The organism is Arthrobacter sp. D3-16, from assembly GCF_054408515.1.
The window spans coordinates 3381226-3399270 of record NZ_CP096437.1; the positions used below are offsets into that span (position 1 = coordinate 3381226).

At 65.9% G+C, this 18045-nt stretch carries 14 protein-coding genes; 5 read left to right on the forward strand and 9 right to left on the reverse strand.

Annotation, left to right across the window (positions count from 1 at the left end):
- Nucleotides 1-9: 9 nt before the first annotated feature.
- From M1D32_RS15755 to M1D32_RS15785, 7 genes are all read right to left on the reverse strand, one after another.
- Entirely contained in the window at nucleotides 10-660 is a 651-nt protein-coding gene (locus M1D32_RS15755; protein WP_458779554.1) for a uracil-DNA glycosylase, read from the reverse strand.
- A 44-nt stretch (nucleotides 661-704) separates the two neighbouring features.
- Nucleotides 705-1685 (reverse strand): aldo/keto reductase, encoded by a 981-nt coding sequence (locus M1D32_RS15760; RefSeq protein WP_458779555.1) that lies wholly within the window; start codon nucleotides 1683-1685, stop codon nucleotides 705-707.
- Between the two features lie 93 nt (nucleotides 1686-1778).
- Nucleotides 1779-4610: a molybdopterin-dependent oxidoreductase gene (locus tag M1D32_RS15765; RefSeq protein WP_458779556.1), complete on the reverse strand. Its 2832-nt coding sequence runs from the start codon at nucleotides 4608-4610 to the stop codon at nucleotides 1779-1781.
- Nucleotides 4611-4612: 2 nt separating this feature from the next.
- Entirely contained in the window at nucleotides 4613-5533 is a 921-nt protein-coding gene (locus M1D32_RS15770) for an FAD binding domain-containing protein (protein ID WP_458779557.1), read from the reverse strand.
- On the reverse strand, nucleotides 5524-6732 hold the full coding sequence (locus M1D32_RS15775; protein WP_458779558.1) for an XdhC family protein: 1209 nt from the start codon (nucleotides 6730-6732) through the stop codon (nucleotides 5524-5526). The genes M1D32_RS15770 and M1D32_RS15775 overlap by 10 nt, the downstream gene beginning before the upstream one ends.
- A gap of 171 nt (nucleotides 6733-6903) precedes the next feature.
- The gene (locus M1D32_RS15780) at nucleotides 6904-8430 is read right to left on the reverse strand and encodes an NCS2 family permease (RefSeq protein ID WP_458779559.1); all 1527 of its coding nucleotides are present in this window, start codon (nucleotides 8428-8430) and stop codon (nucleotides 6904-6906) included.
- 14 nt (nucleotides 8431-8444) lie between these two features.
- Nucleotides 8445-8939 carry a nucleoside deaminase gene (locus M1D32_RS15785; RefSeq protein WP_458779560.1) on the reverse strand — a complete coding sequence of 165 codons (495 nt, stop codon included), beginning with the start codon at nucleotides 8937-8939 and terminating at the stop codon, nucleotides 8445-8447.
- Nucleotides 8940-9345: 406 nt separating this feature from the next.
- Between M1D32_RS15785 and M1D32_RS15790 the strand changes: the two genes are divergently transcribed.
- Entirely contained in the window at nucleotides 9346-10719 is a 1374-nt protein-coding gene (locus tag M1D32_RS15790) for an 8-oxoguanine deaminase (RefSeq protein ID WP_458779561.1), read from the forward strand.
- Nucleotides 10720-10815: 96 nt separating this feature from the next.
- On the opposite strand, the gene M1D32_RS15795 is transcribed toward M1D32_RS15790, so the two are convergent.
- Complete coding sequence (locus tag M1D32_RS15795) at nucleotides 10816-11001, reverse strand: hypothetical protein (protein ID WP_458779562.1); 186 nt, start codon at nucleotides 10999-11001, stop codon at nucleotides 10816-10818.
- A 350-nt stretch (nucleotides 11002-11351) separates the two neighbouring features.
- Here M1D32_RS15795 and pucL point away from each other — a divergent pair, with 350 nt between their 5' ends.
- Nucleotides 11352-12260, forward strand: a complete 909-nt coding sequence (gene pucL / locus M1D32_RS15800; RefSeq protein ID WP_458779563.1) for a factor-independent urate hydroxylase — start codon at nucleotides 11352-11354, stop codon at nucleotides 12258-12260.
- 147 nt (nucleotides 12261-12407) lie between these two features.
- Entirely contained in the window at nucleotides 12408-13919 is a 1512-nt protein-coding gene (locus tag M1D32_RS15805) for a nucleobase:cation symporter-2 family protein (RefSeq protein WP_458779564.1), read from the forward strand.
- Nucleotides 13920-13995: 76 nt separating this feature from the next.
- Here the strand turns inward: M1D32_RS15805 and M1D32_RS15810 are convergent, their stop codons facing one another.
- Nucleotides 13996-14751 (reverse strand): IclR family transcriptional regulator, encoded by a 756-nt coding sequence (locus M1D32_RS15810; RefSeq protein WP_458779565.1) that lies wholly within the window; start codon nucleotides 14749-14751, stop codon nucleotides 13996-13998.
- A 212-nt stretch (nucleotides 14752-14963) separates the two neighbouring features.
- On the opposite strand from M1D32_RS15810, the gene M1D32_RS15815 reads away from it, so the two are divergent.
- On the forward strand, nucleotides 14964-16406 hold the full coding sequence (locus M1D32_RS15815) for a malic enzyme-like NAD(P)-binding protein (protein WP_458779566.1): 1443 nt from the start codon (nucleotides 14964-14966) through the stop codon (nucleotides 16404-16406).
- Nucleotides 16407-16443: 37 nt separating this feature from the next.
- Nucleotides 16444-18042, forward strand: a complete 1599-nt coding sequence (aceB, locus tag M1D32_RS15820; RefSeq protein WP_458779567.1) for a malate synthase A — start codon at nucleotides 16444-16446, stop codon at nucleotides 18040-18042.
- The last annotated feature ends 3 nt before the right edge of the window (nucleotides 18043-18045 follow it).

An 18045-nucleotide genomic window follows, 5' to 3' on the forward strand; every position in this document is an offset into this window, starting at 1 on the left:
GAGCTTAGCTCAGCCCGGCATCCCGGCCGTGAGCAGTTGCTCCAGTCCCTTCTTGAAGCCGGACCTCCCGCCGTGGGACGGATGCCGGACTTTCGGCACGTCCATGCCGCTGGCCAGCAGGCTTCGATGGGCCACGTTGCCCACGGCCACCACGGTGCGGATGGCAAAAACCTCAACCAGCGACTGCCAAAACGAAGCTCCAAGCAGGGCTTCCGTTGTCCTCGGCGTGCGGTTGGACTGCGGCTTCCCGGGCACGTGGGTGTGCCAGGGGCACGCGCTCCACAGCAGGGGAAGGAAATCCAGTTCCGCCAGGACCTCCCACATCACGGTGGCGGTGGGCTCGGCTGCTACTCCCGCCGCCTCGGGAGGCAACACGTAACCCTTTCCCGGACCGAACAGACCAAAGCTGTTGGCCGGGCCCTGGAACATGGTGCGGTTGGTGAAGGGAACACCGGTGATCCTCATGCCGCGGAAGCCCGGGGCCTCGCCCAGCAGCAGCACCGTGGGCGAGCGGTCCAGCATCTCCTGCAGGTAGAGCTCCAGGTTGTGCCGGCGCTGCGCATTGGCCGGTTCGCTGTGATCGAGGAAGTTGTTAAGCCCTGGACCAGAAGGCACAGCGGAGAGCCGCTCCACGAAGGTGCTGACGGTAGAAGCTGTCATTCACCTGCCTGTCCCGTGTGGCGGCGCGAACCCGTCCTGCTGCCTTACCAGCGCGGGTGGATTCCTTCACGGAAGTAGTGGTCGTAGATCCAGCGGACGCCGGCGTCGAAGTCTTCATTGACGGCGAGACCCGCCGCGGCGGCATTTGCCCTGGCTTGCCCTACGTTGCGTGCGCCGGGGATCACGCTGGTGACGCCGTCCTGCGCCGCAATCCAGGCGATCGCCGCCTGCGCAGTGCTGGCGCCGGCCGGCACGAGCTGTTCGAACTCCTTGACGGCCTTCAGCCCGAGCTCGTAGTCCACCCCGGAGAACGTTTCGCCGACGTCGAAGGAGTCGCCGTTGCGGTTGTAGTTCCGGTGGTCGTTCTCGGCGAAGGTGGTTTCTTTGGAGTACTTGCCGGAGAGCAGCCCCGAGGCGAGCGGCACGCGGGCGATGATCCCCACGTTTGCCGCCTTTGCCGCGGGAAGGACCTCATCCAGGGGCTTAAGGCGGAAGGCGTTGAGGATGATCTGTACGGAAGCGGTGCCCTTGTGGCTGATCGCTTCAAGCGCCTCGTCAGTGCGTTCGACACTGACGCCGTAGTTGCGGATGGCACCCTCTGACACCAGGGTGTCCAGGGCGTCATAGACCTCGGCGTTGCTGTACACCGGAGTGGGCGGGCAGTGCAGCTGGACCAGGTCCAGGGCGTCTGTGCCCAGGTTCTTCCGGGAGCGGTCCACCCACTGGCGGAAGTTGGCCAGGGTGTAGTTCTCCGGCTGCTGGTCCACGCGGCGGCCCATCTTGGTGGCCACGGTGATGTCCAGGCCGGGGTTGTCCGCGAGGAACTTCCCGATGGCCTGCTCGCTCTTGCCGTCGCCGTAGACGTCGGCAGTGTCAAAGAGGTTCACGCCCGCCTCCACGGAGGCTGCCAGGATGGCCTGCGCCTGTGCCGGGTCAACATTGCCCCAGTCCGCGCCGAGCTGCCAGGTGCCCAGCCCCACGATGGACACGTTCCGTCCGGTCTTGCCTAAAATCCGCTGTTCCATCCCATGACTATATGGTGTGGCAGGGCAGCCGCTGGAATTTTACGGTCCCGCCGCGCGATCCAAGGGGCCCGCACAACGCGGCCGGCATGCCGGTCACCTCGCCGCGGGCTCGAGGTTCGGCACCAGCCCTGCCTCCTTAAGTCCCAGGTAGATCCTGTCCCGCGCAATGGGGAGCTGGGCGAAGCGCACACCGGTGGCGTTCCTGATCGCGTTCGCCAAAGCGGGAGCCACAGGGTTGAAGGGGCTTTCACTCATGGACTTGGCGCCCAGCGGCCCCATCTTGTCATTCGTATCCGCGAAGTACACCTCGCTGCGGGGCACGTCCGCGAAAGTAGGGATGTGGTACTGGCGCAGGATGTCGGTGGTGACCCGGCCGGCGTCGTCAATCACCACCTCCTCATACAGTGCGGCGCCGATGGCCTGGGCTATTCCGCCCTCGATCTGGCCGCGGCACTGGCGCGGATTCACCACCACACCGGCGTCCGCCGCCTGTACGCTCTGCAGGATCTTCAGCTCGCCGGTGCCCCGGTTCACCGCCACGCGGAAGCCGTGCACGTTGAACGCCACGGACCTCGGCGTCCCGCCCCAGCGTCCTTCCGCTGCAAGTTCGACGCCGGCCTCCGCAGCCGCCTGCGCCAGTTCCGCGAGCGGCACTGCTGTTCCGTCGCAGACGACGGCGTCGCCGTCCAGGACGCAGGCCGATGCCTGGGTCTGGTGGGTACCTGCCGCAAAGGCGCGGATGCGGACGGCCAGTTCCTCAGCCGCGGCGAGGGTGGCCTTGCCCGCCACCACGGTGCCGGCGGAGCCGAAGGCACCGGTGTCGTGTTCAATCAGGTCGGTATCGGACTGCCGGACCACCACCCGCGTGGCATTCGTTGACAGCGCCGTGGCGGCCAGTTGGGAGTGGACCGTGGTGGTGCCGTTGCCGAACTCGGCAGTCCCGACGTCGGCCTGGTACGTCCCGTCCGGCAGGAGCCGGAGGCGGGAGTGGGCAAAGTGGCCGCGGGGCGGCACGGTGTCGATCATGGAGAGGGCGGTTCCCTCCCCCGTGAGCCAGTCGGGACCGAGTTCGTCCATCCCGGCGGCCCGATACCGTTCCCGGCCGCGGGCCAGTGCGTCGCGGACCAGGCTTAGGCACTGGTCCAGCCCGTAGCTGCCGTAGTGGACGTCCTCCTCGGGTTCCGGCTGGGTGGAGAGCATACGGTCGCCTTCGCGCACCATGTTCCGGCGGCGGAATTCGAACGGGTCCATGCCGATGCCGGCGGCGAGCTCGTCCATGGCGGACTCGATCGCGAAGATCATCTGGCTGAGACCGTAGCCGCGGAACGCCCCGGCCGGCACCGTGTTGGTGTACATCGCGTGGGCGTCCACTTTTTTGTTGTCACAGTTATAGACGCTCAACGACTCGCCACATCCGTGGAACATCACGCCGGGGCCGTGGTTGCCGTAGGCGCCGGTGTTGGTCAGCACGTCGAGTTCCAGGGCAGTCAGTTTACCGTTGACGCTGGCGCCGGCCTTGAGCTTGATAATGAACGGATGCCGGGTGGTGGTGGCGGTGAACTGTTCGGTCCTGGTCAGTTCGAGCTGGACAGGCCGGCCCAGTTTCAGGGCCGCGAGCGCCACGATGTCCTCAGTGAGTACTTCCTGCTTGCCGCCGAAGCCGCCGCCCACGCGGCCGGCCACCACGTGGACCTGCTTTTCCGGAAGCCCGAAAACCCTGCACAGGGTGCGGCGGACCAGGAAGGGAACCTGGCTGGACGTGCGGACCTGCAGGCGGCCCTCACCGTCAACGGCTGCGATGGCTGCATGCGTTTCCAGCGCAACGTGCTGGACGCGCTGGGTGCGGTAGGTCTGCTCGTGGATAAAGTCCGCTGAGGCAAATCCCTGGGCCACGTTCCCGAGTTCCGAGTGGAGTTCAGCCACCACGTTCCGGTCCGGCCGGGAGATGCGCGACGCCACCCCGTCCTTTTCGCCGTGCACCAGCGGCGCTCCGGGCATCAGTGCTTCCTGCGGCGAGAAGACGGCGGGCAGTTCCCCGTACTCAACCTGAAGTGCCCGTACCCCGGCTTCTGCGGCAGCCACGGTTTCAGCCACCACCGCCGCAACGCGCTGGCCGCGGAACCTCACCACGTCATCGAGCACGCGGGTGTCGTCCGGATCGTCGGTGAAAAGTTCGTGCTGTGCAGTGGAAAACAACTGCTCGGGAGCGTCCCGGTGGGTCAGGACGGCCACCACGCCGGGGACCTGCAATGCAGCATCGGTGTTGATGGCCAGCACGCGTGCATGGGCATGCGGCGAGCGCAGGAGCTTGAGGTGGAGCAGGCCCTGGAGCTGGTCTGCCGGGACGTCCAGCGTGTAGCGGGCGGCGCCGGTGACCACTGCCCGGCTGGCGGGGGCGGGGACGTCGTCGCCCAGCTGCCCCGGCTCGGGATCGGGTTGGCCTTTCCCGGCGATCCCGGACCCCTGTCCCTTCGGTTCCGGGTGCCCGGCGTGACCGCAGACGGCGTCGGAGATGGCACGGTATCCGGTGCAGCGGCAGAGGTTGCCTTTGAGGTTGCGGGGCAGGTTCTCCTTCTGTTCGTCGTCGAAGGTCGCCGCCGTCATCACCATGCCCGCCGTACAGAACCCGCACTGGAAGCCCTGCCGCTCCATGAACTGCTGCTGCACGGGGTGCAGGTCCGTTCCGTCGCCGGCAGTCGAAGCCAGTCCTTCGATGGTGGTGACGGCGTGTCCCTCAGCGCGGACGGCAGGGTAGATACAGCTGTGCACGGGAGTGCCGTCCACATGCACCGTGCAGGCCCCGCAGTCGCCGCCGTCGCAGCCCTTCTTGACGCCCAGGTTGCCCTGCTCCCGCAGGAAGGTGCGCAGGCACTGCCCGGGGCGGGGTGACGCGTCCGCCGCGGTTCCGTTGATCTCGATGGCCATGCTCAGGCCCCTTCCTGCTGCGCGTAAAGTCCACGGTCCTTCGGTGGCCAGAAGTCGCCGGAAACCCGGAGGCCGGGCGCCCCTTCCGGGGCAGCGAGTTCGGCGCGGATTTCCTCGGCCAGGCGGTAGGTCATGTCCCGGCGCCAGTCCGGCAGGCCGTGGATGTCGTCGTGGTAGAGGTCGTTCGGAATCGCTGCGGCAATCGCCGCGGCCAGCACGTCTGCGTCGGGAAGCCCTTCGAAGCGCAGCTGCACGGGCCGTTTGGTGGCGGCGGTGACGGTGAGCACCAGCCGCGTTCCGCCGTCGAGCCTTCCAATCAGCAGCACCCCGGACCTGCCCAGGTTGCTCAACGACAGGCGGCGGAACGCCACCCGGGAGGCAAGGGCCGACGCCGGGAGGTGGACGCTGCGCAGCAGCTCGCCCGGCGCCAGGCAGTTCTTTGCGTCGCCCGTGACGAATTCCGTCACCGGGACGCTGCGGCTGGTGCCGCCGGGGCCCAGGATGGTGGCGCTGCCGTCCAGGCCGGCACACAGCGAAATGACGGGCCCGGCGGGCAGCGAGGTGCACAGGTTGCCGCCCACCGTGGACATGTTCCACACCTTGAAGGAGGCAACAAACGAGTCGCAGCACGGCCGGACCAGGTCCAGGGCCGGCCAGCTACGGCCTGCTGGTGCAGGAGAGCCGGGAAGGTTGTAGAGCTCGGCCACCGTACAGGTGGCTGCCAGTTCGATCCCCTCATCGCTGGCGGTGACGGGGGTCCAGCCCGCGTTGCCGAGGTCCAGGAGCCGCCTGAGCGGCCGGGGGCCGAACGCCAGGCTGCCGTAGGAGAAGAGGACTGTGCCTCCCGCGAGCCAGGCGTCGCCGTCCCGCCATTCCGCGGGGTCGGTGGTGGGGACCACCGCCTCGATGGTGTTCATGTCCATGCGATCTCCTGCTGCAAAGAGTGGGTGGCCGCCGGCTTCGCGGCGCGCTCCTGGTGGATGGGGCCGGAGGTTTCCCTCAACGGTTGATGGGAGGCCGCCGGATGCCGGGCGGCAATGACCTCGGCCAGGACGGAAACCGCCACTTCGGCCGGTGTAACGGCGCCGAGATCCAGGCCGAGCGGCGAGTGGAGCTGGGCGATCCGTTCCGGGCGTACGCCGGTGTCGAGCAGGGCGCCTACCCGTTGGACGTGGCTGCGCCGGGAGCCGAGGGCCCCAATGAAGGCGACGTCCAGGGCCAGCGCCGTCTCCAGCAGGGGTACGTCGAATTTGGGGTCGTGGGTCAGGACGCAGATGACCGTCCGGACGTCCACCCGTCCTGCCGCCGCTTCCGCTGCCAGGTAATGGTGGGGCCAGGCGGTGACCACCTCGTCCGCTGCCTGGAACCGCGTTTGGGAGGCAAAGGCGGGCCGGGCGTCGATCAGGGTGACCTGGTAGCCGAGCGGTTTGGCGGCAGGCAGCAGCGCGGCGCTGAAATCATTGGCGCCAAACACCAGCATGCGCGGCGGCGCGAGCCTGGACTCCACCAGGAGTGTGGCCCCGCCGGCACACAAACCCGGCCCGGCCAGTTGCAGCACGCCCGTGGCGCCGCTGCGCAGGAAGGACTCGAGCTGCACGCTGCGGGCACGGCCAGCCCGGGGGTCTCCCGGAAGGTCCAGCAGCGCGCGCAGCTCCGGATGGTGGGCCACATCTGCAGCGGCCGGCTGGGAGATAACGACGGCACCGCTGCCGCCGGCGTCCAGCCTTCGGACCAGCGCCACCGGCTCGTCAGGCCTGCAGGCCGCCAACTGCAGCAGGGCTTCCGCCAGCCGGCCGCCTTGGTTTCCGTTGGCCGATGCGATGTGAACGTCCAGCTCTCCCCCACAGGTAAGCCCGACGGCGAAGGCATCAGCGGTGCTGTAGCCGAAGGTCTCGAGCCGGGTGGCGCCGTCGTCCATCGATTCCAGGGCTGCGGCCACGACGGCCCCCTCGACGCAACCGCCGGAGAGGCTGCCCAGGACGGCTCCGGCGTCGGACACGAGCATGGAGCTGCCGACGGGCCGGGGAACTGAGCCGCTGGCCCGAACGATGGTGGCCACCGCGAACCGCTGTCCGATGATGGCCGGGGCCCAGCCGTGAAGTGAAGGGATCAGGTCAAGCATGGCGGCGCTCCTTCTTCCACTGTGCGGTGGTGTCCATATTGTCGTTCCTATCGTGGGCCGGGCCAAGGGTTGGCCCGGATCCAATGGGAATTGCTGCCTTTCCGGGCATCCGCACCCGGGGTCACAGGTGCGGATGCCCGAAAGCGGAGCAGGTGCGTGAGAAGGCTGCGGTCAGGCGCCCAGCATCAGATTGATGGGCCCGCGGGCGAAGTACACCAGGAACCCGGCACTGACCACCCACATCAGGGGATGGATCTTCTTCGCTTTCCCGGAAGCCGCGCCGATGATGGCCCAGCTGATGAAGCCCACCCCGATGCCGTTGGCTATGGAGTAGCTCAGCGGCATGGTCACGATGGTCAGGAAGGCGGGCAGCGCCACGGAGAACTTGCTGAACTTGATCTCGCGGATCTGCGCCATCATCATCGCGCCCACCACCACCAGGGCAGCGGCTGCCACCTCGAGCGGAACCACGCTGGTGAGCGGCGTCAGGAACATCGAGCCAAGGAACAGCACCCCGGTCACCACCGATGCCAGGCCGGTACGGGCTCCTTCGCCAATGCCCGCGGCGGAGTCGATATACACGGTGTTGGAGGAGCCTGAGGTGGCTCCGCCTGCGACGGCGCCGACGCCTTCCACGATGAAGGCGGACTTCAGGCGGGGGAAAGTTCCGTCCTTGTGGGCGACGCCGGCGCTCTTGGCCAGGCCCGTCATGGTGCCCATGGCGTCGAAGAAGTTGGTGAACACCAGGGTGAACACCAGCATGGTCGCGGCCAGCCCGCCGATCCGGCTGAAGGCTCCGAACAGGTCGAACTGCCCTACCAGGCCCAGGTCCGGGGCGGACACCAGCTGGCCGGAGAGTACCGGAGTGTTCAGGTGCCAGCCGCCGGGGTTCGTTTCGCTGGCCGGGCCGATTTTCATCAATGCTTCAACGACTGCGGCCAGGAAGGTGGTGGCCACGATGCCTATCAGCAGGCCGCCCTGGACCTTGCGCGCCACCAGGATGCCCATGGCCAGGAGTCCGACGATGAACACCAGCGTGGGGACGGAGGTGATGGAGCCGCCGTTGCCCAACTGGACGGGCGGTCCGCCCGCCGTGGCCTTGACGAAGCCGGAGTCCACGAAGCCGATGAAGGCGATAAACAGGCCGATGCCCACTGTGATGGCGGCCTTCAGTTCCTTGGGGACTGCCCGGAAGATGGCGGTCCGGGCTCCGGTGATGCCGAACAGCACGATCAGGATGCCGTTGATGACCACCAGGCCCATGGCTTCGGCCCAGGTGACTTCCTGGATGACCGAGACGGCCAGGAAGGAGTTGATGCCCAGCCCGGCGGCCAGGCCGAACGGCAGGTTCGCGACGAGCCCGAAGAGGATGGTCATCACGCCGGCAGTGAGTCCGGTGACTGCTCCTACCTGTGCGGCGGAGAGCCAGCCCCCGGCGACGTCGGTGGGGGCGTTGCCTGCGCTGAAACCGCCCAGGATCAGGGGGTTGAGGATGACGATGTACGCCATGGTGAAAAAGGTGACCAGGCCGCCGCGGAACTCCCGGGCAAGTGTTGAGCCGCGCTGGGTGACCTGGAAGAAGCGGTCAAGGAAGGAGTTGGACGCCGGCTGCTTGGGGCTGCCTTCGGTGGCGCTGGAGGTGCGGGTGCGGGGAGTTGGAGCCGAATGCTCCTCGTGGGAATTGTCCAGGATGGTCATGTCAGCCGCCGGGCCTAGTAGTCAATCCTGGTGTCGAGTGTGTTCCAGGTGTTGAACGGTTCCAGCGGGGCCGGGGCCTGCGGACCGTGCAACTCCAGCTTCGAGACCGGCATCAGGGAGTTCCTGTCCTGGTTTTCGAAGTATTCGTAGAAGACGGCGTCGTCGAAGCCCACGGAGGCGGCGTCGTGGCGGTCCGCGGCGAAGACGACGCGTTCCACCCTGGCCCACAACGCGGACGCCAGGCACATCGGGCATGGCTCGCAGCTCGTGTAGAGGACGGCCCCGCTGAGATCGAAGGTGCCAAGTTCGCGGCAGGCGGTGCGGATGGCGGTGACTTCGGCGTGGGCGGTGGGATCGTTGTCCGCGGTGACCCGGTTGACGCCGTCGAACGCCTGGCCGTCAGCCGTGACGATCATTGCTCCGAAGGGTCCCCCGCTGTTGAGGACGTTGGCCGTGGCCAACCTGATGGATCTGGCCAGGAATTCTTCGGCCGTGACGGTGGTACTCATGATGCGACTTCCTTATTGCCGGGAAGCCTGACGCCGCTTGGGAGGGGTCCAGTAGAACCAGGTGCGAACGGTTACCAGGCTTCAGCATGTGCTGTGAAGGTTAAGTTGCGCCTGGTAGATAGCTTCCCGAAGTCCGGGTGCCCGCCTTTGGCAAGATCGAGATTAGCACCGGGATGTGGCCCGCGCCATACTTTTTTGAAAATTTAATTTCGAGATGTGAAATCTGTGTTTCGGCTTCTTCACCCACCCGGCGCTGGCCGGTCACATTGCCTTGCCATTGACGCAGGTCAGGCGCCTTCCCTAGTCTGATGCCACCCGCGCTGCCCGCAGCCGCGGCTGCCTGGATCAGCAGACAGGGCCTCACTGAGCTGGAATTACCGCCACTGCGCTCAGACAAAGGACAGCCATGACCCATCCCAATATTCCTCCCGCTGGACCCCGCCTCTGGATCAGGAATCCGCAGGCTGTCTTCACTGCCAACGGGCTGGACGCCTCGGGAGGACTCGTGGTCAGCGGCGGAACCATCGTGGAAGTACTTGGCGCGGGCCACGTGCCGGCGGAACCGTGCACCGAGGTCTTCGACGCCGGAAGCCACGTGCTGCTGCCGGGCCTGATCAACACGCATCACCACTTCTACCAGACCCTCACCCGCGCCTGGGGTCCGGTGGCGAACGCCCCGTTGTTCCCCTGGCTGCAGAACCTTTATCCGGTCTGGGCCCGGCTTACGCCGCGGGACCTTGAGCTCGCCACCACGGTGGCACTCGCCGAACTCCTGCTCTCGGGCTGCACCACGGCTGCGGACCACCACTACCTCTTCCCGGGCGGACTGGAGCACGCCGTCGACATCCAGGTTGAGGCGGTGCGCCGGCTGGGAATGCGGGCCACCCTGACACGCGGGTCCATGACACTGGGATCGGACGACGGCGGCCTGCCGCCCCAGTCAACAGTGCAGGCACCGGACGTGGTCCTGGCCGACAGCGAGCGCCTGGTGGCGCGGTACCACGAGCGCGGTGAGGACGCGGTCATCCACATTGCCCTTGCGCCATGCTCGCCCTTCTCGGTGACCAAGGAAACCATGGCCGAAAGCGCCGCGCTCGCCGAGCGGCTGGACGTGCGGCTGCACACCCACCTGGCCGAAACCCTGGACGAGGAGGACTTCTGCCGGGAGATGTTCGGGCTGGGGGCCGTTGACTACCTCGAGAGCGTGGGCTGGCTGACGGAGCGCACCTGGCTGGGCCACGGCATCCATTTCAGCGACGCGGAGATTGCCAGGCTGGGAGCCGCCGGCACCGCCGTCGCGCACTGCCCCACCTCGAACATGCGGCTGGCGTCAGGGACGGCGCGCGTCCTGGAACTGGAGGATGCCGGAGTGCCCGTGGGGCTGGGAGTGGACGGCTCGGCGTCGAATGATGCCTCGAACATGATCCTGGAAGCGCGGCAGGCGCTGTACCTCCAAAGGCTGCGGTACGGGGCAGATGTTCCTGTGGAAAGGGCGCTGGGCTGGGCCACCCGGGGCTCCGCGGCTGTCCTTGGACGTCCGGGGCTCGGTCAGCTTGCTCCCGGGATGCAGGCAGACCTGGCACTGTTCAGGTTGGACGACCTGCGCTTTTCCGGCAGCCATGACCCTATTGCCGCGTTGCTGCTGTGCGCTGCCGACCGGGCTGACCAGGTGATGGTGGGCGGGCAGTGGCGCGTGGTGGACGGGCAAATCCCTGGACTGGACGTTGCCGGGCTCATCGCCCAGCACTCTGCGGCGGCCCGGCGGCTGGTGAGCGGCTAAGCGGCGCCTCCGTTTCGACGGTTCCCTGCGTACCCGACCCCCGGCGACGTCGAACCCGCAGGGAACCGTCGACTTGGCCGCAGCCCGCAGGCTTCGCTAGGAGCGCTTGCTGAAGCCCGGCAGCGCGTGGACCCAGCGCGAGAAGCGCCCGGGGACGTGGTCCCGGTCAGCCGGCAAATAGAAGTCCGGATCCGTTCCGCCGCCAAGGGGGAGGTAGAACTCCTGGACCGAGGGTGCCGCCGTTGGTGCCGGTGCAACCGGCGTCTTGTCCTGCTGGTACATCTGATCCTCCTCCGAGGGGTTGAAGTAGTTCCACAAAATGGAAAATAACTTTTGCCATGTGGAATAGCTTAGGTCGCGGCCGGCTGCTTCGTCAATGGTCCGGGTGCCCCGCAGTCACAAATTGAATTTTCGCTTTGTGATGTACACCACCGGTTTGCTGAGCTACGCTGGATGTCAATTCGTGGTGCATATCACGTAACCTGGGAGCAGCAGGCAGGGTCGTAATGAGCTGACATCTATTGATGTCGGCTCTTTTTTGTGGGCCGACGGTACAAGAAACGTGCGGGAAACGCGCGCTTAATTTCTATGCGGGACTGTGGTCCCACATACCTGAAGTTGGGAATCTGACCATGAGCAGCAAAATCATCCTCGGCGAAAACCAGTACGGAAAGGCCGAAGTCCGGGTCGTCAAGATCACCCGCGACAGCGACCGCCACGAAATCGAAGACCTCAACGTCACCTCGCAACTGCGCGGAGATTTTTCGGCCGCACACCTCGAGGGCGACAACGCCCACGTGGTGGCCACCGACACCCAGAAAAACACCATCTATGCTTTCGCCCGCGACGGTGTGGGTTCCCCCGAGGCGTTCCTGCTTCGGCTCGGCGAGCACTTCACCTCCAGCTTCGACTGGGTGACGGGCGGCCGCTGGGAGGCCGAGTCCTACAGCTGGGACCGGATCCAGGCCCACGGCACGGAGCATGACCACTCGTTCGTGCGCAACGGCCAGGAAGTTCGCACAGCGGTCCTGGTCCGCGACGGCGCCACCACCCACCTCATCTCCGGACTCAAGGACCTGACCGTCCTGAAGTCCACCCAGTCAGGCTTTGTGGGCTACCCGAAGGACAGGTACACCACCCTGCAGGAGACCACGGACCGCATCCTGGCCACCGATGTCTCGGCACGCTGGCGCTTCAAGACCGGAACCGACTTCAGCGCGCTGGACTTCAACAAGAGCTACGAGGACGTCAAGGGACTTTTGCTCGAGGGCTTCACCGAGAAGTACTCCCACGCCCTGCAGCAAACCCTGTTTGACATGGGCACCAAAGTACTGGAAGCCCACAGCGAGATCGACGAAATCAAGTTCTCCATGCCCAACAAGCACCACTTCCTCGTGGACCTCTCACCCTTCGGCCTCGACAACCCCAATGAGGTCTTCTACGCCGCGGACCGCCCCTACGGCCTGATCGAGGCCACCGTCCAGCGGGAAGACGCAGCCGCAGCTCCCGCCGCCTGGTCCGGCATCGCCGGCTTCTGCTAAAGCTCAAGCGCCACCCGTTACACCGGCCCGGAGTTTTTGCCACCTGGACAAAAACTCCGGGCTTTCATCCAAGCCTTTCAGCAACACCCCGTTAGCCAGACAACGTTAGCCAGACGAAGACGTCTGCCATGAACCAGAAAGTCTGCCATGAACACCAAAAACCCCTTCAAAGCCGCCTCCAAACAACACAGTAAGCGCGCCGTTTCCAACAGGCCGGAAGACGAGCGGCTGTCCGTAGGAAGCAGTTTCGCCTACGGCTTCCAGCATGTATTGACCATGTACGGTGGCATCGTTGCCGTCCCGCTCATCGTCGGCCAGGCTGCAGGGCTGCCCCCTGCCGATATCGGCGTCCTGATAGCCGCCGCGCTCTTCATGGGCGGGCTCGCTACCATCCTCCAGACAATTGGCATCCCGTTCTTCGGCTCCCAACTGCCGCTGGTCCAGGGCGTATCGTTCGCTGGCGTGGCAACGATGGTCGCCATCGTCACCACCGGCGGAGGCATTCAGGCCGTCTTCGGCGCGGTCATCGTCTCAGCCGCCATCGGCTTGTTGATCGCGCCGGTCTTCTCGAAGATCGTGCGGTTCTTCCCACCGGTGGTCACCGGAACTGTCATCACGACCATCGGCTTGACACTGATGCCGGTCGCCGCCAACTGGGCCATGGGAGGGAACAGGAATGCCGAGAACTACGGCAATATTGAAAACATCGGCCTCGCGGCGATCACACTGGCCCTCGTTCTCCTCCTGAGCAAGCTCGGCAACGCCACCATTTCCCGGCTCTCGATCCTGCTGGCCATGGTCATCGGAACCCTCGTCGCCGTCGCAACCGGGATGGCCAACTTCTCCAAAGTCGGGGATGGCCCGATCGTCGCCTTCCCCGCACCGTTCCACCTCGGCGCGCCCACCTTCGAGATCGCCGCCATCATCTCCATGCTGATCGTTGTACTGGTGATCCTGACCGAAACCATGGCCGACATCCTGGCCGTCGGCGAGATCATTGGAACCAAAGTTGACTCCAAGCGGATCGCTGCCGGCCTCCGTGCAGACATGGGCTCCAGCCTCATCGCCCCGGTCTTCGGCTCCTTCACTCAAAGCGCGTTCGCGCAGAATGTCGGCTTGGTGGCAGTCACCAAGATCAAGAGCCGCTACGTTGTAGCAGCGGGGGGCGTCATCCTGGTGATCCTCGGGCTGCTGCCGGTCCTGGGCCGGGTTGTGGCAGCCGTGCCCACCGCAGTCCTGGGCGGGGCAGGCATTGTCCTGTTCGGCACCGTCGCTGCCAGTGGCATTCGCACCCTCGCCAAAGTCGAGTACAAAAACAACATGAACCTGATCATCGTGGCCACCTCCGTGGGCTTCGGCATGATCCCAATCGCAGCCCCGGCCTTCTACGACAAGTTCCCCGACTGGTTCGCGACCATCTTCCACTCCGGCATCAGTTCAGCCGCTGTAATGGCGATCCTGCTGAACCTGCTCTTCAACCACCTCAAGGCCGGCAACTCAGAGAACCAGTCGGTGTTCGTGGCAGGTACCGGCCGGGTGGTCCGGGAAGAGGAGCTGAAATGCCTGGCCGACGGCGACCGCTTCGAAGGCGGCAAGCTCATCGACTGCGACGGCAAGGAAGTCCCTGTCCAGTCGTCCGAAAAGGCGTCAGAGCATTAGCACTCAGCATAAAGAACGACGGCGGCCCGCTTCCGGAAGGAGCAGGCCGCCGTCGGCGTCAGGAAAGGAGTTCCGATCAGTTGCGGTTGAGCTCCGTGGAGATGGCCTCGGCCGCTTCGCGGAGGACCGGGACGGCCTTGTCGGCGAAGTGCTCGTCCACCCGGGACACAGGACCGGAAACGGAAATTGCGGTGGGGGTGGGAGCGTTTGGCACGGCCATGGCGAAGCAGCGGACACCCAATTCCTGCTCCTCCTCGTCAATGGAGTAGCCCCGTTCCCGTATGAGCTTGAGGTCGGCCAGGAGGTCATCAACGCCGGCGATGCTCTTCGCCGTGGGGGTCGGCATTCCGGCGCGGGTAACGATGCCGCGGACAGTGTCGTCGTCCAGCTGGGCCAGGATGGCTTTGCCGACGCCGGTGGCATGGGTATGGGCACGCCGGCCCACCTCGGTGAACATGCGCATCGAGTGCAGCGACGGCACCTGCGCCACGTAAATCACCATGTCCGAGTCGAGCACGGCCATGTTGGAGGTCTCCCCCAGCCGGTCCACCAGCGTTTTCAGCTGTGGGCGGGCTACGGCACCAAGCTGCTTGTTGGCCCCTTCGCCCAGGCGGATCAGCCGCGGACCCAGGGCGTAGCGCCGATTGGGCAGCTGGCGGATGTAGCCCAGCGACACCAGGGTGCGCAGCAGGCGGTGGATTGTGGGCAGCGGCAGGTCCGTGGACGAGGACAACTCGCTGAGGGTGACATCGCCGCCGGCATCAGTGATCAGTTCCAACAGTTCGAAGACGCGCTCAACGGATTGGACGCCACCTGCGGCTTTCTCAGCCATGTACCAGTCTCCTGTGGACTCGGATTCCGACAAGTCTTATCCGCATCGTGAAAAGAATTGCCCTAATGCTCTCAAGATACAGCACCGGCTCCGCTGACGCGATGAACGGCAGAGGGGGCTTGTGTTTCCACAGAGTAGATAATAATATCCATAATACGAAAACATTCGGTTTCGAGCAGAAGCCCGTCCCGGGCCCAACAGGAGGACATTCAATGGCGAACCCCAGCCCCGGAAATTCGATCACCCTGCGCGTGGAAGCACCGTCAAGCTTCAGCGCCACCAGCGAGCTGGCCGCCGCCGTCGGTGCCGCCGGCGCAGCCATCACCGCCCTGGACGTCAGCGAGTCCCACCACGAGACCCTGGTTGTCGACGTCACCTGCAACACCACTGATGACGAGCACGCGGGCAGGGTCAAAGACGCCCTCAACGCACTCGACGGCGTTACGGTCCAACACGTCTCGGACCGCACCTTCCTGATGCACCTGGGCGGCAAACTCGAAGTCGTCCCCAAAGTAGCCCTGCGCAACCGGGACGACCTCTCCCGCGCCTACACTCCCGGCGTCGCGCGCGTCTGCCTCGCGATTGCCGAGGACCCGGCAGCGGCCCGCAACCTGACCGTCAAGCGCAACACCATCGCCGTCCTCACGGATGGTTCAGCCGTGCTGGGCCTGGGCAATATCGGCCCGGCCGCCGCCCTGCCGGTCATGGAAGGCAAAGCTGCGCTGTTCAAGCAGTTCGCCAATGTGGACGCCTGGCCGGTCTGCCTGGACACCCAGGACACCGAGGAAATCATCATGATCGCCAAGGCCATGGCCCCCGTTTACGGCGGAATCAACCTTGAGGACATCGCCGCCCCGCGCTGCTTCGAGATTGAGAAACGCCTGCGCGATGAACTCGATATCCCCGTCTTCCATGATGACCAGCACGGCACCGCCATCGTCACCCTCGCTGCCCTGGTCAACGCCCTCCGCGTTGTGGGCAAGAAGCTCGATGAGGTTCGCATCGTGGTTTCCGGCGTCGGGGCCGCGGGCTCGGCCATCATCCAGCTCCTGAAGGCCCAGGGCGCACGACACATCGTCGCCGCCGGCCGCTCCGGCGCCATCCACTCCGGCGAACAGTACGGGGACGAGCACCGCAGCTGGATCGCGGCAAACACCAACGAGGACGGCTTCGCCGGCACCCTGCACGAAGCCCTCGTGGGAGCGGACGTCTTCATCGGCGTCAGCGCCCCGCATGTGATCGGCGAGGAGCAGGTGGCCGCCATGGCAGAAAACGCCATCGTGTTCGCCATGGCCAATCCCACACCGGAGATCGATCCCGTGATCGCCTCCAGGCACGCCGCAGTGGTGGCCACCGGCCGGAGCGACTTCCCCAACCAGATCAACAATGTCCTGGCCTTCCCCGGCTTCTTCCGGGGCCTGCTGGACGCCGGCGCATCGGACATCACTCCGGAGATGCTGGTGGCCGCCGCGGAGGCGATCGCCAACCGGGTAGCTGACGACGAGCTGAATGCCAGCTACATTATCCCCAGCGTCTTCGATCCCCATGTCGCCGCCGATGTCGCCTCAGCCGTCGCCGCTGCAGCCCACAACGCCAACGTGGCATCAGCGGCTGCTGCAGCCTCAGCGCCCGAAGCCGCCCTGGCCAGCGCCTGATTCACTGCCTGACTTCAGCACAAGGAAAGGACCAGAAATGGCCATTACTGTCACAGATCCCCGGCCCATCGACCGCGCGGAGGAGATCCTCACCCCCAAGGCGCTGGCATTCCTGGAGGAGCTGCACACCCGTTTTGCCGGCACCCGCAACGAGCTCCTTGCCGCCCGCGGCGTCAAGCGGCAGCGCGTAGCCGAGACCGGCAAGCTGGACTTCCTGCCGGAAACCCGGGACGTGCGCGACGGCGACTGGAAGGTTGCACCCGCGCCCGCGGCGCTGCAGGACCGCCGGGTTGAGATGACCGGGCCGGCCTCACCGGCAAAGATGGCCATTAACGCGTTGAACTCCGGGGCGAAGGTCTGGCTCGCGGACCTCGAGGACGCCAGCACGCCCACCTGGGCCAACGTCATCGACGCCATCCTGAACCTCCGCGACGCAGCCCAGGGCACCCTCAGCCACACGTCTGCCGAGGGCAAGGAGTACAGGCTCCGCACCGACGCGCCGCTCGCCGTCGTGGTGGCCCGGCCCCGCGGCTGGCACATGCCGGAGAAGCACCTGCTCATCGACGGCGAACCTGCCGTCGGTGCGTTGGTGGACTTCGGACTGCACTTCTTCCACGTGGCCAAGCAGCTGGTCCTCAACGGACAGGGCCCGTACTACTACCTGCCCAAGATGGAAAGCCACCTCGAAGCCCGGCTCTGGAACGATGTGTTTGTCTTCGCGCAGGACTACCTGGGGCTGAACCAGGGCACCATCCGCGCCACCGTGCTGATCGAAACCATCCCGGCTGCCTTCGAGATGGACGAGATCCTGTACGAACTGCGTGACCACGCCTCCGGCCTGAACGCCGGGCGCTGGGACTACCTGTTCAGCATCATCAAGTACTTCCGCGACGCGGGCGAGGAGTTTGTGCTGCCGGACCGCGCTTCCGTTGCCATGACGGCCCCGTTCATGCGCGCCTACACCGAACTGCTCGTGAAGACGTGCCACCAGCGCGGCGCCTTCGCGATGGGCGGCATGGCGGCCGTCATCCCCAACCGCCGCCACCCTGAGGTCACCGAGGCGGCCTTTGCCAAGGTCCGCGCGGACAAGACCCGCGAGGCGAACGACGGCTTCGACGGTTCCTGGGTTGCCCACCCGGACCTGGTTCCCACCTGCCGGGAAGTGTTCGACGCCGTCCTTGGCGACAAGCCGAACCAGTTGGACAAGCAGCGCCCCGAGGTTTCCGTGACGGCGGAGCAGTTGCTGGACGTGGCTTCCGCCGATGGCCAGGTGACCGAGGCGGGCCTGCGGCTGAACCTCTACGTAGCAGTGGCGTACACCGCCGTCTGGCTGTCCGGGAATGGCGCCGTCGCCATCCACAACCTGATGGAGGACGCCGCCACGGCGGAAATCTCCCGCTCGCAGGTGTGGCAGCAGATCCGCAACAAGTCTGTCCTTGCGGACACGGGCAACACCGTCACCCGTGAACTTGTGGAGCGGATCCTGGGCGAGGAAACCGAGCGGCTCCGCACCGAATTCGGTGACGAGGCCTTCCGCCTCTACTACCAGCCCGCCAGCCAACTGATCGCGGACATCTGCCTCTCGGAGGACTACACGGATTTCCTCACCACCCCGGCCTACGAACTGGTGGGCTGAGGC

Coding starts and splice junctions, on each gene's coding strand:
- M1D32_RS15760 (WP_458779555.1), bottom strand. CDS start 1,685: ATGGAACAGCGGATTTTAGGCAAGACCGGACGGAACGTGTCCATCGTG.
- M1D32_RS15815 (WP_458779566.1), top strand. CDS start 14,964: ATGGCGAACCCCAGCCCCGGAAATTCGATCACCCTGCGCGTGGAAGCA.
- M1D32_RS15785 (WP_458779560.1), bottom strand. CDS start 8,939: ATGAGTACCACCGTCACGGCCGAAGAATTCCTGGCCAGATCCATCAGG.
- M1D32_RS15755 (WP_458779554.1), bottom strand. CDS start 660: ATGACAGCTTCTACCGTCAGCACCTTCGTGGAGCGGCTCTCCGCTGTG.
- M1D32_RS15765 (WP_458779556.1), bottom strand. CDS start 4,610: ATGGCCATCGAGATCAACGGAACCGCGGCGGACGCGTCACCCCGCCCC.
- M1D32_RS15790 (WP_458779561.1), top strand. CDS start 9,346: ATGACCCATCCCAATATTCCTCCCGCTGGACCCCGCCTCTGGATCAGG.
- M1D32_RS15795 (WP_458779562.1), bottom strand. CDS start 11,001: ATGTACCAGCAGGACAAGACGCCGGTTGCACCGGCACCAACGGCGGCA.
- M1D32_RS15810 (WP_458779565.1), bottom strand. CDS start 14,751: ATGGCTGAGAAAGCCGCAGGTGGCGTCCAATCCGTTGAGCGCGTCTTC.
- M1D32_RS15770 (WP_458779557.1), bottom strand. CDS start 5,533: ATGGACATGAACACCATCGAGGCGGTGGTCCCCACCACCGACCCCGCG.
- M1D32_RS15780 (WP_458779559.1), bottom strand. CDS start 8,430: ATGACCATCCTGGACAATTCCCACGAGGAGCATTCGGCTCCAACTCCC.
- pucL (WP_458779563.1), top strand. CDS start 11,352: ATGAGCAGCAAAATCATCCTCGGCGAAAACCAGTACGGAAAGGCCGAA.
- M1D32_RS15805 (WP_458779564.1), top strand. CDS start 12,408: ATGAACACCAAAAACCCCTTCAAAGCCGCCTCCAAACAACACAGTAAG.
- aceB (WP_458779567.1), top strand. CDS start 16,444: ATGGCCATTACTGTCACAGATCCCCGGCCCATCGACCGCGCGGAGGAG.
- M1D32_RS15775 (WP_458779558.1), bottom strand. CDS start 6,732: ATGCTTGACCTGATCCCTTCACTTCACGGCTGGGCCCCGGCCATCATC.